This is a genomic window from Arthrobacter sp. UYNi723, from assembly GCF_054057635.1.
This window is the reverse complement of sequence record NZ_JBSRZM010000003.1, coordinates 1-15327: the sequence shown is the minus strand read 5'-3', so window position 1 is coordinate 15327 and position 15327 is coordinate 1. Positions and strand designations below refer to the sequence as shown.

Genomic DNA, 15327 nt, shown 5'->3' with positions numbered 1-15327 from the left:
AAGCAAATGCAAATGATTGGTAAAGCAGGAAAGGTAGCGGCGATCGCCGCCATCGCAGCACTGGCGCTGACGGCCTGCGGCCGCACGGAACCCACCACCCCCGGCGGCGCCTCAGGCGCAGCAGGATTCCCGCAGGACTCCTCGATCGGCGTCGCGCTCCCGCAGAAAACCAGCGAAAACTGGGTCCTGGCCGAGAAGTTGTTCAACGACGGACTCAACAGCGCAGGCTTCAAGGCCGATGTGCAGTTTGCCAACGGCGGCGTCTCCGAGCAGCAGAACCAGATCAGCGCCATGGTCACCAAGGGCGCCAAGGTCATCATCGTCGGGGCCATCGACGGTGCCCAGCTCGGCACCCAGCTCCAACAGGCCAAGGACGCCGGCGCGACCATCATCGCGTACGACCGTCTGCTGCTGAACACCGAGAACGTGGACTACTACGTGGCCTACGACAACTTCAAGGTCGGTGAGCTGCAGGGCCAGGCGCTGCTGGACGGAATGAAAGCCAAGAAGCCCGAGGGCCCGTATAATATCGAGCTCTTTGCCGGTTCCCCGGATGACGCCAACGCGAAGGTCTTCTTCGACGGCGCCATGAGCATCCTGCAGCCGAAGATCGACGACGGCACCCTCACGGTTCTGTCCGGACAGACCTCGTTCGAACAGGCTGTCACCCAGGGCTGGAAGGCCGAGAACGCCCAGCGGCGTACGGACACCCTGCTCGCAGGCACCTACGGCGGCGCCACGCTGGACGGCGTGCTGTCTCCGAACGACACGCTGGCCCGCGCGGTCCTGACCTCCGTCAAGGCCGCCGGCAAGCAGCTTCCTGTCATCACTGGCCAGGACTCCGAGGTTGAGTCCGTCAAGTCCATCATGGCCGGCGAGCAGTACTCCACCATCAACAAGGACACCCGCAAGCTCGTTGAGCACGCGATCACCATGATCAAGGACCTGCAGGCAGGCAAGACGCCCGAGGTCAACGATGACAAGTCCTATGACAACGGCACGAAGGTGGTTCCGGCGTTCCTGCTGGAGCCGGTCATCGTGACCGCAGCGAACGTCAAGACGGCCTACACCGATGATCCGGTACTCGGCCCGATCACCAAGTAACACCGAATGCGGACATGCCCCGGCCCCCACAGGGAGCCGGGGCATTCCGCGTCCCAACGCTCTCTCACTTAATGCACGCTTTTCACTAACGCTCTCTCACTGCCCGCCGCCTTTCACAGCCCAAACACAGCTTCGGCCGTCTTCCTGCACAGGCCCGGCCGCGAAGGTAGGAGCAGATGCCAGCCTTCCGCCGGCCCCAGATCCTAGGAGTACAGTGAGCGTCCTTGCCCGGAGTGGTGGCAATGCCTTCAGAAACAAGGTCCGAACAGCTGCGGTGGTGGCGGTTCTGGCCGTCGCGATCGGACTTGCACTGGCCATGCTGGTGGCCAACCAGGCCGTCGGAGCCAAAGTCCAGGAGCTGAACGCATCCGTCGGGACCGTCCTGACCGTCAACCCGGCCGGCGGCCAGGGCTTCGAAGGCGGCGGCGAACCGCTGACTGCCGAGCAGGCCGCCACCGCAGCGGCCGTCCCCAACGTCAGCTCCGTCGTCGGAACCAGTGCACTCCGGATGCGGAATGCCGCCGAAGCCGCGGCGCAGACGGCGGCCGGCACCCAAGCTGGCCCCGGCGGCGGCCAAGGCGGTCCCGGCGGACAGAACGCCACCACGCTGACCACCAGCCTTACCGCTGCCGTCGACGCCGGCACGCTGGGCGGCCGGAACCAGGCCGCGAACGGCACCACGGGAACCACCACCGCGCAGCCCGTGCGCTCGCTCCCCATCACCGCAACCGGAATCGGCGGTGAACTGGACAGCACGGGCAAGGCCCTGACCATCACCGAAGGCACCGGGCTCGGCGACTACACGGCTGAATCCGCCAACGCCCTCCTGGGAACCACTCTGGCCGAGAAGAACAACCTGACCATCGGTTCAACGTTCACCATCAACGACCAGACGTTCACTGTGGCTGGCCTCTTCGATTCCGGCACCACGTTCGGCAACAACGCCCTGTACCTGACCCTGCCCACGGCCCAGACGGTCGCGGCACTGCCGGGCGAGCTCTCATCGATGATCGTCACCGTGAACTCCATGGAAAACCTCGAGGCCGCCAAAACCGCGCTTGAGTCCGCCCTCGGCACGGACAAGGCCGACGTCACCCAGGGCCAGAACCTGGAGTCGGCCGTGAGCTCGCTCGGCAGCGTCAAGAACATCTCCCTCATCGCCTTCGTCGCAGCCCCGGGCACCGCCGGACTGATCATCCTGCTGATCATGGTCATGCTGGTCCGCGGGCGCCGCCGGGAAATCGGTGTCCTGAAGGCGATCGGTGCACCCACCCGCACCATCGGCCCGCAATTCGTGCTGGAGGCGCTGGTTCTGGTGGGCATGGGCAGCGCGGTGGGCGCCGCCGTCGCCTCCTTTGCCAGCGGAGGCATCGCTTCCGCACTGATCAGCACCAACACCACGACGACGGCGGCCACCACCACCGGTCGCGGGGCCGCCATGGCCGGCGCTGCCGGCGGCGCTGGAATGCCGGGCGGCGGTACTGGCTTCCCCGGCGGCCGGGGTGGGCCTCTCGGTGGCGCTTCCCAGCTGCTGACATCGGTCACCGCCAGCGCTTCCCCCGGCGTCATCGCCGCCGGCATCGCAGCGGTGTTCGGCGTGGCCATCATCGGCGCGCTGGTCCCTGCACTGCTCACGGCACGCATCCGTCCCATCGAAGTCCTGCGAGGAGAATAGCCATGATTGAAGTCAAGAACCTGGTCCGCACTTTCAACTCCGGTGACCGCACCATCAAGCCGGTCAACGACGTCAGTTTTGTTCTCGAACAGGGCACGCTGGCGTCCATTGTCGGCAAGAGCGGCAGCGGCAAGAGCACACTGTTGTCCCTCCTGGGTGCGTTGGACAAACCGACCAGCGGAGACGTCGTCGTCAACGGCGTGAGCCTGGCCGGGATGCCGGACGGCAAGCTGACCGAGTACCGGCGCCGGGATATCGGGTTCGTTTTCCAGCAGTTCAACCTGATCCCGAATCTTTCTGCGATGGACAACGTCATGCTGCCCATGGAGTTCGCGGGCGTGCGAAGGACAGAGCGTCGGCAGCGGGCAACGGACCTTCTGGAGCAGGTGCAGCTGGACCCGGAGAAGCAGGTGCGCCGCATCAACCGGCTGTCCGGCGGCGAGCAGCAGCGCGTGGCGATTGCCCGGGCGCTGGCCAACGAACCCAAGCTGATCCTCGCTGACGAGCCCACCGGCAACCTGGACGAGCAGACCGGTGACCACATCATCGAACTGCTCAGCTCGCTCAGGCGTGACCACAACACCACCATCCTTGTGGTCACGCACGACAAGGCGTTGGCCAACAAGACGGACCGCCGCTTCAGGCTCCAGCAGGGCAGGCTGACGGAAGAACCGGCGCGCGCCTTGGTCTGACGCCCGGACTGGTCTGAATGAGAGGATGGGCACCATGAGTGCGCCCATTGCCACACCGTGGCTGTCCAGCCAGTCCGATCCGGATCCCCGGTCTGCCACTGGAAAACGCCTGCGGTGGGGCGTCATAGCCACCGGCGGGATCGCGCGGTCAGTATCGCAGGACCTGGCACTGCTCCCAGACGCCGACCTTTATGCCGTCAGTTCCCGCTCACAGGGAACTGCGGAGAGTTTCGCGGCCGATTACGGTTTCGCCAAGGCCTACGGGGACGACGACGGCGTGCCCGGCTACCAGCGGCTGCTCGCCGATGACTCGGTGGACGTTGTCTACGTCGCCACGCCGCACGCCCAGCACCACCAGATTGTGCTCGCTGCGCTCAATGCGGGCAAGCACGTCCTGTGCGAAAAGGCGTTCACCATCAACGGCAGGGAAGCGAGCGAGCTCGTCGCGCTTGCCCGGGAACGGAAGCTCTTCCTCATGGAGGCAGTGTGGTCCCGCTTCCTCCCGGGCATGCAGCGGGCGTTCGAGATTGCCGCGTCCGGGGAGCTCGGGGACGTGCACTGGGTGACCGCTGACCTGGGCTTTCCCGCGCCCTATTCCACGACGTCCAGGCTGTGGGCCAGGCAGGACGGTGGCGGCGCCCTCCTGGACATCTCGGTCTACCCCCTGCTGTGGGCGGTGGGAACGCTGGGGTTCCCACAGACCGTCAGTGCCACCGGCTTCATCAATGACGACGGCGTGGACGCCCAGAATGCCCTGACCCTCGGCTACAACCATGGTGCCCAGGCCCAGCTGACGTCCTCGCTCCTGGCGTACGGTCCCCGGACTGCCACCGTGGCGGGCAGCCTGGGCTACCTCCAGAGTGTGGGTTCCATCAACAACCCGCGGGAGTTGGTGATCGGCGTCGGACGGGAAGGGCTGCGCACGGAGGCGTTCGACGTCGTCGGCATCGGCTACACCTACGAACTGCGCGAGGTGACCCGCTGCATCCAACAGGGTCTGACCGAGAGCCCCGTCATGCCGCTGGAGGATTCCATCAAAACGATGCGGCTCTTTGACGGAGTGCGCGGGCAACTGGGCGTCAGCTACCCGAACGATGCCCACTGACCATTTTGGCCTATGACTTTTTTGTAAACAGGCTTGACAGTCATCTTTCGGATATCGATGACTGAGTGACAAATTAGTAAGCTTGCTGGATTTATTTTCAGTTTCCCTAGACTTGCTGCACGCGGGAGTCTTACGCTGATGAAATCGTAGGTCTCAACGATACTGGGGGTGTACGCATGGCTAAAGTTCGATCGCCGTGGCGTGCGCTCCGTCCGCTGCTCCTCGCAGGTGCGGTGACTGCCACTTGGCTGACACTTTCCGCTTCAGCCGCGACGGCAGACTCTTCACGAGATTCAGGATCCCTTCTGGGCGGCCTCACTTCATCGGCTGCGTCCCTGACTGCGCCGTTGTCCGGCGCTGTCTCTCCCGTTCTTGAGGCCGCATCGCCGGCTCCTTCACCCACCGGACTCCTGCAGCCCGTAGTGGGCAGGGTGGCGGGCACGGCCGATCAACTGATCGCCGCCGTCCCTGTGGTGAAGAGCGTGGTTCCGGCCGGCAGCGTTACGGGCGTGGATGTCCCCGTTGCCGCCGTGGTGGATACCGCTGCAGATGACCTGATTGAGACAGTCGCCCCTCCGCTGACCGATGCCGCACCGGTTCTTGAGCCTATTCTGAAGTCCGTAGTGGATCTGGTAGATGCGACCGTTGCGTCCTCACCGGTCCAGCTGCCCGGCACTTCCAACAACTTGCTTGCCGTTACGGGAATGCCGTCGCTGCCGGTTCCGGCCGGCACAGAAATGCACGCAGCCCCGGCAGAAAGCCCCTGGACCACCGACCCTTCCACGCCACCGGCTCCGGCAGGACCTGCAGGACCTGCTTCGGGTGTAGGGAGCGGCGCTTCGCCCTCCGGCGCCTCAGGCTCTGCTGCCTCGCTGGACGAGTTCGGTTTCAACCTGCTGCTTTCGGGAGCCTTCCCCATCAACGGATCACCTGAGCACACCCCTTCGCCGGCGTCATTCGACCCCGGTTCCTCACCTGACTAGTTGAGCCCTCCTGCCCTTTCCTGGGCAGAACACGGCCTCCAGGCGCTGAAAAGCGCCCCACATCAACTTCTCAGGAGACATCATCATGAATTGCAACCTTCGCAGGGGGCTGCTCAGCACCCTCTTTGCCGGCGGCTTACTGGCCTTCGGCGCCACAGCAGCAAGCGCCGCGGACACAACCAGCGGACCGGAACTTTCCGCATCCGCCCTGGTCTCGGCAGCGGCATCCGTTGACACGACGTCGTTGGGCCTGCTGGGTGGCCCAACGCAGTCGGATACTGCGGATGTCGCTGCCGTAGTCGACGTCAACCTTGGCCTTGGCAACGGCCTTCTCGGCAGCACGAACAGCACCGACACCGACAACACCACCGCCGACATCGCCACCGTAGTAGACGTCAACCTCGGAGACAACCTCCTCGGCAACACCAACGGCAACGGCAACACCACCGCCGACGTAGCCGCAGCAGCGAACATCAATCTCGGCCTCGGTGACGGCATCCTCGGCAGTACCGACGGCAGCCTGGCTGCCGTTGTTGATATCGATCTGGGCCTGGGCACGTCCGGCGTTCTTGACGGCGCGAATGTTGCTATTGATGCATGCGTCATCATGGGCGGCGGCACCGATGGCTGTGGAACCCCAGGTACGGAAACCCCCGGTACGGAAATGCCCGGTACGGACACCACGGACCCGGGAACCGGCACGACGGGTGACACGGACACCACGGACCCGGGATCCGGAACTACCGGCACCACCGATCCGGGAACCGGAACTACCGGCACCACGGACTCAGGTACCGGAACTACCGGCACCACGGACCCAGTTACCGGAACTACCGGCACCACGGACCCGGGAACCGGAACTACCGGCACCACGGGAGGTGGCACGACCGGTATCACTGTTGTTCCCGCCGGCACCACCACCGGTTCGGTATCGGCCGCAGCAAACACCATGGGCAACACCTCAGGCCAGGGCGGCACAGCCACGCTGACCAAGACGGGCATGGAGGCTTCATTGATCCCCCTCGCCCTCATCCTGCTGCTTGCCGGACTGCTGATGCTCAAGCGGCGCCGGAAGGCCTAACCGGATTCCGCACTCAGCGGACTGCGACGGCTAAGACTGTCAACGCACATGCTCCGCCGTTCGCGGCAGAGCCAGCTTTTCCGAATAGGAGGTGGTCACCCGAGAGCCCAACTACCAGCACTTGTCCCTTGTGACCGGAGGTCCGGCTGAGAAAGTCCCAATCACGTCTCAGCCGGGCCGCCGGCGTGCCGGCAGACGACTTTAGGGATGCGCCAACGGCCGGTATTATTGAGGACGAATAGTGCCGCAGCGCACCGGGAGGAACTGGTCATGGTGGCGGATTCGCCTAGCTCCATTAGGAATGAAGTGCTCAGCGGACGCTATCGGCTGGCGGACATAATCGGCCGCGGCGGCATGTCATCCGTCTACCGCGCCCGGGACGAAAACCTGGGCAGGGATGTCGCCCTGAAGCTCTTTGCCCCACAGGCACCGGATGCCAATGAGCTCAGGCGCCAGGAAGCCGAAATCCAGCTGCTGGCAACGCTCAACCATCCCAGCCTGGTCACGCTGTTCGATGCAGGCATCGATACCCGTGTCCTGGAGGAACCTCGGCCGTTCCTGACAATGGAGCTCGTGGAGGGCCAGGACCTCCGCAGCCGGATCAGGCACAGTGCAGTTCCCTTGGACGAGCTTGCGGTCATCGGGGCAGGCGTAGCTGACGCGCTGGCCTACGTGCACAGCCTGGGCATCATCCACCGCGACATCAAGCCCGGGAACATCCTGCTCGTGCAGATCCGTCCGGGTGAACCTTTGCGACCCAAACTCACGGATTTTGGCATCGCCAGGATGGCGGATTCAGCCCGGCTGACCGCCACGGGAACCATGGTGGGGACGGCCGCGTATCTCAGTCCGGAGCAGGCCATGGGTTCTCCCCTGTCGCCCGCCACTGATATCTACTCGCTGGGTCTGGTACTGCTGGAATGCGTCAAGCAGACCGTTGAGTTCCCGGGCAGCGCGGTCGAATCCGCTGTGGCCCGGTTGCACCGGGCACCAGAGGTCCCAGCTGACCTTCCGGCGGAGTGGGCTGATCTGATCCGTTCCATGACTGCCATCGAACCGCTGGAACGTCCCGTCGCGTCCGATGTTGAATCCGTTCTGCGTCAGGCCCTGGTATCACCGGTGTCCGCACCGGGCGAGCTCGAACCGGAGACAACCCGCGTACTCCCGGCCATGCCGTTCAGGCCACCGTCCATCGCCATCACCGCTGAATCAGACCTGCCCCTAGTCCGGGCCAGCAAGAAACAAGCGGATGTCACCCGCGGTTCCGACGCGCGCGGCTGGGTCCCGGACTTGTCTCGTCTCCGCCACACCGGAAGGCGGTTCTGGACGGTCATCGCACTGGGCGTGCTCGCCGCTGGAGCAGCCGCAGCGGCGCTGACCTTCAGCCTGGCACCTCAGCCAACGCCCGACGTCGTTCCTTACCCCGCCGTCACCGGCACCTTGGGCGACCACCTCAAGGAACTTCAGGAAAGCGTGGAACCATGAGCCCTGCACCGAAGCACCGCGGGCGTTCGGCCACTGCCAAACGCCTAACAGCTGCAGCAGCATTTCTGCTCGCCGGTTCACTGGCAGCGTGCGGTCCTGCTGAGACCGGCCTTCAACGTGATGCCTCCCGCCAACTCCAGGAACGAGTCCTCGGCGTCAGCCAGGCCGCAGCCCATAATGACCCCGCTGGCGGACTGGCAGCCTTGGATAGGCTCGAGGCCGATCTTGCCTCCGCTGCGGGGACCGGGCAGGTTTCCGAGGAACGCCGGCGCAGCATCACGACGGCCGCCACTGCCGTCCGCGCCGACCTGACGGAAGCCAAGGCCCTGGCCGACGCAGCAGTCGCGAAGGCTGCAGAGGACGCCGCCGCGGCGCGAAGGCAGGCAGAGGCGGACGCCGCTGCGGCTGAGGCCGCCAAGGTGGCCCCCGCGCCGGCAGCTCCTAAGCCTGATGAAGACAAGGGAAATAGAGGCAAAGGCAAGGACGGCTGACGGGCAGACGGACGGCCCGTTATGTATTAACTCACCCGCGCTTCATCCGCTCCCGTCGGCCATACGAGAAAGGCGGCGTCCCGGTTTCCCGGGGCGCCGCCTCCTAACGTTCGTTTCCGCTTAGTTCAGGGTCGCAATGACCTTGTTCAGCGTGGCGGACGGACGCATCACGGCCGAGGCCTTGGCCTCGTCCGGACGGTAGTAACCGCCGACGTCCACCGCTGAGCCCTGCACCGCGGCCAGCTCGCCCACGATAGTGTCCTCGTTGGCGGAAAGCTCCTTGGCCACAGCCGCGAACGATGCCGCCAGCTCCGCATCCTCGGTCTGCTTGGCCAGTTCCTCGGCCCAGTAGCGGGCGAGGAAGTAGTGGCTGCCACGGTTGTCCAGCTCGCCGGCGCGGCGGCTCGGGGACTTGTTTTCCAGCAGGAAGGTTCCCGTCGCCTTGTCCAGGGTGTCTGCCAGGACCTGCGCGCGGGCGTTGTTCGTGGTGGTGGCCAGGTGCTCGAAGCTGACGGCCAGAGCCAGGAATTCACCCAGGCTGTCCCAGCGCAGGTGGTTTTCCTTGAGCAGCTGCTGGACGTGCTTGGGAGCAGATCCGCCGGCGCCGGTCTCGAAGAGGCCGCCACCGTTCATCAGCGGAACAACCGACAGCATCTTGGCGCTGGTGCCCAGTTCCAGGATGGGGAACAGGTCCGTGAGGTAGTCGCGGAGCACGTTTCCGGAGACGGAGATGGTGTCCTCGCCCTTGCGGATGCGCTCCAGGGTGAAGGCAGTTGCCTTCACCGGGGACATGATTTCGATCTGCAGGCCCTCGGTGTCGTGGTCCTTGAGGTATTCGTTGACCTTGGCGATGAGGTTGCGGTCGTGCGCGCGGGTCTCGTCCAGCCAGAACACTGCGGGCGTCTTGGAAGCGCGGGCGCGGGTGACGGCCAGCTTGACCCAGTCGCGGATGGGGGCATCCTTGGCCTGGCAGGCGCGCCAGATGTCACCGGGAGCAACCTCGTGTTCGATCAGGACGGCGCCGGAACCGTCCACGATCTGCACGGTGCCGGCTTCCTGGATCTCGAACGTCTTGTCGTGGCTGCCGTATTCCTCGGCGGCCTGGGCCATCAGGCCTACGTTCGGGACGGTGCCCATGGTGGTGGGGTCGAAGGCGCCGTGGGCGCGGCAGTCGTCCAGAACAACCTGGTAGATGCCGGCGTAGGAGCTGTCCGGGAGGACCGCCAGGGTGTCGGCTTCCTGGCCGTCCGGGCCCCACATATGGCCGGAGGAGCGGATCATGGCGGGCATGGAAGCGTCCACGATGATGTCGGAGGGCACGTTGAGGCTGGTGATGCCCTTGTCAGAGTCCACCATGGCCAGTGCCGGGCCGTCGTCGAGGCCCTTCTGGATGAGCGCCTTCACGCCTGCACGGACATCCTCCGGAAGCTCCTCGAGGCCGCTCAGGATGGCGGCAAGGCCGTTGTTGGGGCTCAGCCCGGCGGCGGTGAGCTGCTTGCCATAGGTCTCGAACAGTTCGGAGAAGTAGGCCTTAACCACGTGGCCGAAGATGATGGGATCCGAGACCTTCATCATGGTGGCCTTCAGGTGCGCTGAGAACAGGACGCCCTCTTCCTTGGCGCGGACTACCTGGGCTGCCAGGAACTCGTCCAGCGCCGCGGCGCGCATAACAGTGCCGTCGATGACTTCACCGGCGAGCACCGGGAAGGCCTTCTTCAGGACCTTGACCGAGCCGTCTTCGCGGACCAGCTGGATGGCGATGGTGCCGTCGGACCCGATGACCACGGACTTCTCGTTCGCGCGGAAGTCATCAGACGACATGGTGGCAACGTTGGTCTTGGAATCCGCGGACCAGGCACCCATGGAGTGCGGGTTCTGGCGGGCGTAGTTCTTGACGGACAGCGGTGCACGGCGGTCCGAGTTTCCCTCGCGCAGGACCGGGTTCACGGCGGAGCCCTTGATCTTGTCGTAACGGGAGCGGACGGCCGTTTCCTCGTCCGAGGAGGGGTTGTCCGGGTAATCCGGCAGGTTGTAGCCCTGGCCCTGAAGCTCGGCGACGGCGGCCTTCAGCTGCGGGATGGAAGCGCTGATGTTGGGCAGTTTGATGATGTTGGCGTCCGGCGTCTTTGCCAGCTTACCCAGTTCAGCAAGGGCGTCGCCGATCTGCTGTTCCGGGGTGAGGTAGTCACCGAACACGGAGATGATGCGGCCTGCGAGCGAAATGTCACGGGTCTCCACCTCCACACCTGCGGTCGAAGCAAACGCCTCGATGATCGGCAAGAACGAATAAGTAGCCAGCATCGGCGCTTCGTCGGTGTGGGTATAGATAATCTTGGACATGCGCGGGCGTCTCCCTGGAGGTCGGCTGATTTTTTTGGAAATTTTGTTCTATTTCACCACCCCTAACTTACCTGAGGACACGGCTTTGAACCGTACCGGGGCGGCCGGACGGCCCTGCATTACAGCGGATTGAGGCATGGGGGAACGCCCGACGGCGGAGCGCACCTCGGGCGGCCAGCCGCCGTCGCGCTTTACCTCCGGGAGCCACCGGTGCAGGTGAGGATCCGGTCAGCGCCGCTTGTGGGGTATGTCACTGGGCCAGAGCTGCACGTACTTGGGGTCCTGCCTGCGCAGCTCCTCCGTCGCCGTAAACGAATGGATAGGGTCGACGTCGCGCAATTGCACGGCTGCGGCGTAGGCCTCAATTTCCGGCGAAGCGCCGTGGGCGCTCCCTTCGGCTGCAAAATGCCGGCCATGCACGGCCGACTTCTTGGCGGACTTCCAGAAAGCAATCACGATGGGCCCCAATTCGCATAGAGTCCGGAGCCCAGATCGGACGTGCCACTGTATAGGAGAAAAATACCCTTCGGCAACGGTTTTGACCAGAGCGGCACACTAGTTCCAGCAAATCCAGGACACGTTTGCGGACCATACTTTTGGCGTCACTACTATTTACAAATTTGTCATGTCTCGATAGGTTACATGGGTCACGCGGCTGGCTCTCCAGGGCACGCCTTCACACGTTTTAGACAGGACAATAATGACGCGTACCAGGTCCTTGGCTGCCACCCTCCTGAGCCTTTCGGCGGCTGCCGTCCTGGCGCTGGTTGGCGCCGCGGGTGCAACAGCCGCCCCTTCGGCGTCGGGCGACAAGTCGGCACCATCCGTTACCAGCACTTCGGTGGACAGTACCGGGGTTGCCGATTACTGGACTGCAGACAGGATGCGCGCCGCCATTCCCGGCGACGTCCTCGCCGACAAAGCAGTGGAACGAGGCAACACCTCCAGCGCCATTTCGGTGGAAAAGGGAGCCTCCACCAAGGTCAAAGCTACCAAGGGCAAACCGACCATCGCCAAGCTTGAGACGCCGGTGGACCACATCGGCAAGGTCTTCTTCAGCATCGGGACCACTAACTACGTCTGCTCCGGCAACGCCGTCTCCTCTGCCAACCAGAGCACGGTGGCCACCGCTGGACACTGCGTCAACGAAGGGCCCGGCGCGTTCGTCACCAACTTCGCGTTCGTCCCGGCCTACGACAACGGCAACGCTCCATACGGCAGGTGGACGGCCAAGGCCCTGTACGCCCCCACCCAGTGGACCGCCAACGGTGACATGACCTACGACACTGGCTTCGCCGTCATGAATCCGCTCGGCCAGCAGCTCCTGACGAACGTCGTAGGGGGTTCCGGTGTTGCCTTCAACCAGCCGCGGGGCCTGACCTACAAGTCCTACGGATACCCCCAGGCATCGCCCTTCAACGGCGCCTCCCTCTGGAGTTGCACTGGTACGGCCACCAATGACACCTACAACCCCCAGTTCTATACCCAGGGCATCCCCTGCGACATGACCGGCGGTTCATCCGGCGGCCCGTGGTTCATCGGCTCCGGCTCGGACGGCCTCCAGAACTCGATCAACAGCTACGGCTACAACAGGTCGTCCGTAATGTACGGGCCGGACTGGGGCACTGTCATCCAGGATGCGTACAACGTTGCAGCGGCCGCCTAGGAACTCCTCGCCTGGCGAGGAACCCGGCAACGGATCCGTCAGCCACAGCGAATCGGACCAGACACACGAGGAGATCCTCGAGTACTGGACGAAGCAGCGGATGGCGGATGCCAAGCCCCGGGAGCTTCGGCTTCCGGAAGGGGGTCCGCGCCTCATGCAGCGGGGCGCGGACCCGGCACCAGATCATCCCTAGCTGCCCATTAAGGCCCGACGGCGCCTGCCCCCTCTGCGGGGACAGGCGCCGTCGACGTTTAACCGCCTAGTGGAAGAAGTGGCGGGCACCCGTGAAGTACATGGTGATGCCGGCCGCGTTGGCCGCAGCGACGACTTCCTCATCCCGGACGGAACCGCCCGGCTGGACCACGGCGCGGACGCCGGCGTCGATCAGGATCTGCAGTCCGTCAGCGAACGGGAAGAACGCGTCGGAGGCTGCCACGGCGCCGCGGGCGCGCTCAGGTGCGCCGGTCGCGTCCGCGTTTGACGCACCGCCAGCACCTTCGACGTCGGACTCCACCGAAACGCCCAGCGTGTTGGCACGCTCGACGGCCAGACGGCAAGAGTCCAGGCGGTTGACCTGGCCCATGCCGATACCCACTGCTGCACCGTGATCGGCGATCAGGATGGCGTTGGACTTGGCGGCGCGGCAGGCAATCCAGGCGAAGGCGAGGTCCGCGAGCGTTTTTTCGTCAGCGGCTGCGCCAGCGGCGAGGGTCCAGTTGGCAGGGTTGTCGCCGTCGGCGTCCACCTTGTCGCTCATCTGGACCAGCACACCGCCGGATACCTGGCGCATTTCTGCCGGGTAGCGGTCGTAGCCTTCGGGCAGTGCGAGCAGGCGGATGTTCTTCTTCTTGGCGAGGATCTCCACGGCTTCCGGCTCGAAGTCCGGCGCGATGACAACCTCGGTGAAGATGCCGGCAACGGTCTCGGCCATGGCGGCGGTGACCGTCCGGTTGGCAGCGATGACGCCGCCGAAGGCCGAAACGGGGTCGCAGGCGTGGGCCTTGGCGTGGGCATCGGCGATAGTGTCTGCAGCATCAGCGGAACCAACGGCGACACCGCACGGGTTGGCGTGCTTGATGATGGCGACGGCGGGCTCGGCGAAGTCGAACGCGGCGCGGAGGGCGGCGTCGGCGTCGACGAAGTTGTTGTAGCTCATGGCCTTGCCGTGCAGCTGGTCGGCCTGCGCGATGCCGGCCGGGGCTGCCTTGTCTACGTAGAGCGCAGCCTGCTGGTGCGGGTTTTCGCCGTAGCGGAGAACCTCGGAGCGCTCCAGCGACAGGCCGGCGTAGGCAGGCCAGTCGATAATGCCGTCGCCGTCTTCATCCAAGAACTGGCTGGCAGTCCAGGTGGCCACGGCGTTGTCGTAGGACGCGGTGTGGGCGAACGCCTTGGCGGCCAGCCGCCGTCGGGTCTTCAGGTCAAAGCCGCCCTCAGCGGCGGCGGTGACCACGGAGCCGTAGAATGTGGGGTCAACAACAATGGCGACGGCGGCGTGGTTCTTCGCTGCCGAACGGACCATGGCGGGGCCGCCGATGTCGATCTGCTCAACGACATCGTCCTGCGCGGCGCCGGACTTCACGGTCTCAACGAACGGGTAAAGGTTCACCACCACCAGGTCGAAGGTTTCAATCTCCATGCCGGCGAGGGTTTCCATGTGCGCGGGGACGCGGCGGTCCGCCAGGATGCCGCCGTGAACGCGCGGGTGCAGCGTCTTGACGCGGCCGTCCAGCATTTCCGGAGACCCGGTGACTTCTTCGACTTCCTGGACCGGGATACCGGCCGCGGCGATCTTCTTGGCAGTGGAACCGGTGGAGACGATCTTCACGCCGGCTGCGTGCAGGCCCTTGGCGAGCTCCTCCAGACCGGTCTTGTCGTAAACCGAGATCAGCGCCCGGCGGATGGGAACACGGTCGATGGATACACGGTCAGGCTGCGTGGCGCTCACAAAAAGTCTCCGTCTGATCTCGCGGAACAGTGCCGCGGTTGGTGGGGATGGGCCCAGTTTATCGTGTTGTGCGGTTTGCCCCGCTTGCCGGCGGCAGTGTGAACGTCAGTGGGCACGGTTAGAGTTTTCACAGGAGGCTGCGATGAATACTTACACCACTGTGCCCAGCGGCGAACAGGTGGTCCAGGAACTGCCCTGGCGATGGAAAGTCCAGGGCAGGATCTTCGTGATCGGCGGCCTCGGCTTTATGTTCGATGCCTGGGACGTGACGCTGAACGGCATCCTCATCCCGCTGCTCTCGACGCACTGGGCCCTGGCTCCCGGCGAAGTGGCCTGGGTGGGTACGTCCAACCTGATCGGCATGGCGCTGGGCGCGTTTGTGTGGGGAACCATCGCGGACACGATCGGGCGGAAGAAGGCCTTTACGGCCACGCTGCTGATCTTCTCGCTCTTCACGGTCCTCGGCGCCTTCTCCCCCGACTTCATCTGGTTCTGCGTGTTCCGGTTTATGGCCGGGTTCGGTCTGGGCGGCTGCATTCCCGTGGACTACGCGCTGGTGGGTGAGTTCACACCACGCAAGCAGCGCGGGAAAGTCCTCACCGCAATGGACGGCTGGTGGCCGGTGGGCGCGGCCCTTGCCGGTTTTGTGTCAGCCGGTCTAGTGGCAATGCCGTTTACTTTGTGGTTTTTGGTGTTCGCTTGAGTGGCCAGTTGGACATTTTGCGTTTGACGGCGCGGGGAACGGTGCGTTGTCGGCGTG

Annotated in this window: 12 protein-coding genes and 1 pseudogene; 10 read left to right on the top strand and 3 right to left on the bottom strand. The window is 64.7% G+C overall.

The window, feature by feature from the left end; genetic code table 11:
* Positions 1-6 precede the first annotated feature (6 nt).
* The 8 genes from ACVWY0_RS03245 to ACVWY0_RS03210 all read left to right on the top strand — a co-directional run bounded on the left by ACVWY0_RS03245 (position 7) and on the right by ACVWY0_RS03210 (position 8616).
* On the top strand, positions 7-1104 hold the full coding sequence (locus ACVWY0_RS03245; RefSeq protein WP_485835404.1) for a substrate-binding domain-containing protein: 1098 nt from the start codon (positions 7-9) through the stop codon (positions 1102-1104).
* A gap of 214 nt (positions 1105-1318) precedes the next feature.
* A complete protein-coding gene (locus tag ACVWY0_RS03240; protein ID WP_485835403.1) occupies positions 1319-2779 on the top strand; it encodes an ABC transporter permease in 1461 nt (486 codons plus the stop codon).
* Positions 2780-2781: 2 nt separating this feature from the next.
* Positions 2782-3471, top strand: coding sequence for an ABC transporter ATP-binding protein (locus tag ACVWY0_RS03235; protein WP_252601159.1), 690 nt, complete (start codon positions 2782-2784; stop codon positions 3469-3471).
* Positions 3472-3505: 34 nt separating this feature from the next.
* On the top strand, positions 3506-4576 hold the full coding sequence (locus tag ACVWY0_RS03230; protein ID WP_485835402.1) for a Gfo/Idh/MocA family protein: 1071 nt from the start codon (positions 3506-3508) through the stop codon (positions 4574-4576).
* Positions 4577-4752: 176 nt separating this feature from the next.
* A complete protein-coding gene (locus ACVWY0_RS03225; RefSeq protein ID WP_485835401.1) occupies positions 4753-5559 on the top strand; it encodes a hypothetical protein in 807 nt (268 codons plus the stop codon).
* An 85-nt stretch (positions 5560-5644) separates the two neighbouring features.
* A complete protein-coding gene (locus tag ACVWY0_RS03220) occupies positions 5645-6640 on the top strand; it encodes a hypothetical protein (RefSeq protein WP_485835400.1) in 996 nt (331 codons plus the stop codon).
* A gap of 270 nt (positions 6641-6910) precedes the next feature.
* Positions 6911-8125 (top strand): serine/threonine-protein kinase, encoded by a 1215-nt coding sequence (locus tag ACVWY0_RS03215; RefSeq protein ID WP_485835399.1) that lies wholly within the window; start codon positions 6911-6913, stop codon positions 8123-8125.
* Positions 8122-8616 carry a hypothetical protein gene (locus ACVWY0_RS03210; RefSeq protein ID WP_485835398.1) on the top strand — a complete coding sequence of 165 codons (495 nt, stop codon included), beginning with the start codon at positions 8122-8124 and terminating at the stop codon, positions 8614-8616. Before ACVWY0_RS03215 ends, ACVWY0_RS03210 begins: the two co-directional genes overlap by 4 nt.
* A gap of 120 nt (positions 8617-8736) precedes the next feature.
* On the opposite strand, the gene ACVWY0_RS03205 is transcribed toward ACVWY0_RS03210, so the two are convergent.
* Positions 8737-10956: an NADP-dependent isocitrate dehydrogenase gene (locus ACVWY0_RS03205; RefSeq protein WP_485835397.1), complete on the bottom strand. Its 2220-nt coding sequence runs from the start codon at positions 10954-10956 to the stop codon at positions 8737-8739.
* A gap of 228 nt (positions 10957-11184) precedes the next feature.
* On the bottom strand, positions 11185-11412 hold the full coding sequence (locus ACVWY0_RS03200) for a hypothetical protein (protein ID WP_485835396.1): 228 nt from the start codon (positions 11410-11412) through the stop codon (positions 11185-11187).
* Between the two features lie 244 nt (positions 11413-11656).
* Here ACVWY0_RS03200 and ACVWY0_RS03195 point away from each other — a divergent pair, with 244 nt between their 5' ends.
* A complete protein-coding gene (locus ACVWY0_RS03195; protein WP_485835395.1) occupies positions 11657-12622 on the top strand; it encodes a trypsin-like serine peptidase in 966 nt (321 codons plus the stop codon).
* A 259-nt stretch (positions 12623-12881) separates the two neighbouring features.
* Here the strand turns inward: ACVWY0_RS03195 and purH are convergent, their stop codons facing one another.
* Positions 12882-14567, bottom strand: a complete 1686-nt coding sequence (purH, locus tag ACVWY0_RS03190; RefSeq protein ID WP_485835394.1) for a bifunctional phosphoribosylaminoimidazolecarboxamide formyltransferase/IMP cyclohydrolase — start codon at positions 14565-14567, stop codon at positions 12882-12884.
* 142 nt (positions 14568-14709) lie between these two features.
* Here purH and ACVWY0_RS03185 point away from each other — a divergent pair.
* Positions 14710-15258, top strand: a pseudogene (locus ACVWY0_RS03185) (MFS transporter); the annotation flags it as partial.
* Between the last annotated feature and the right edge of the window lie 69 nt (positions 15259-15327).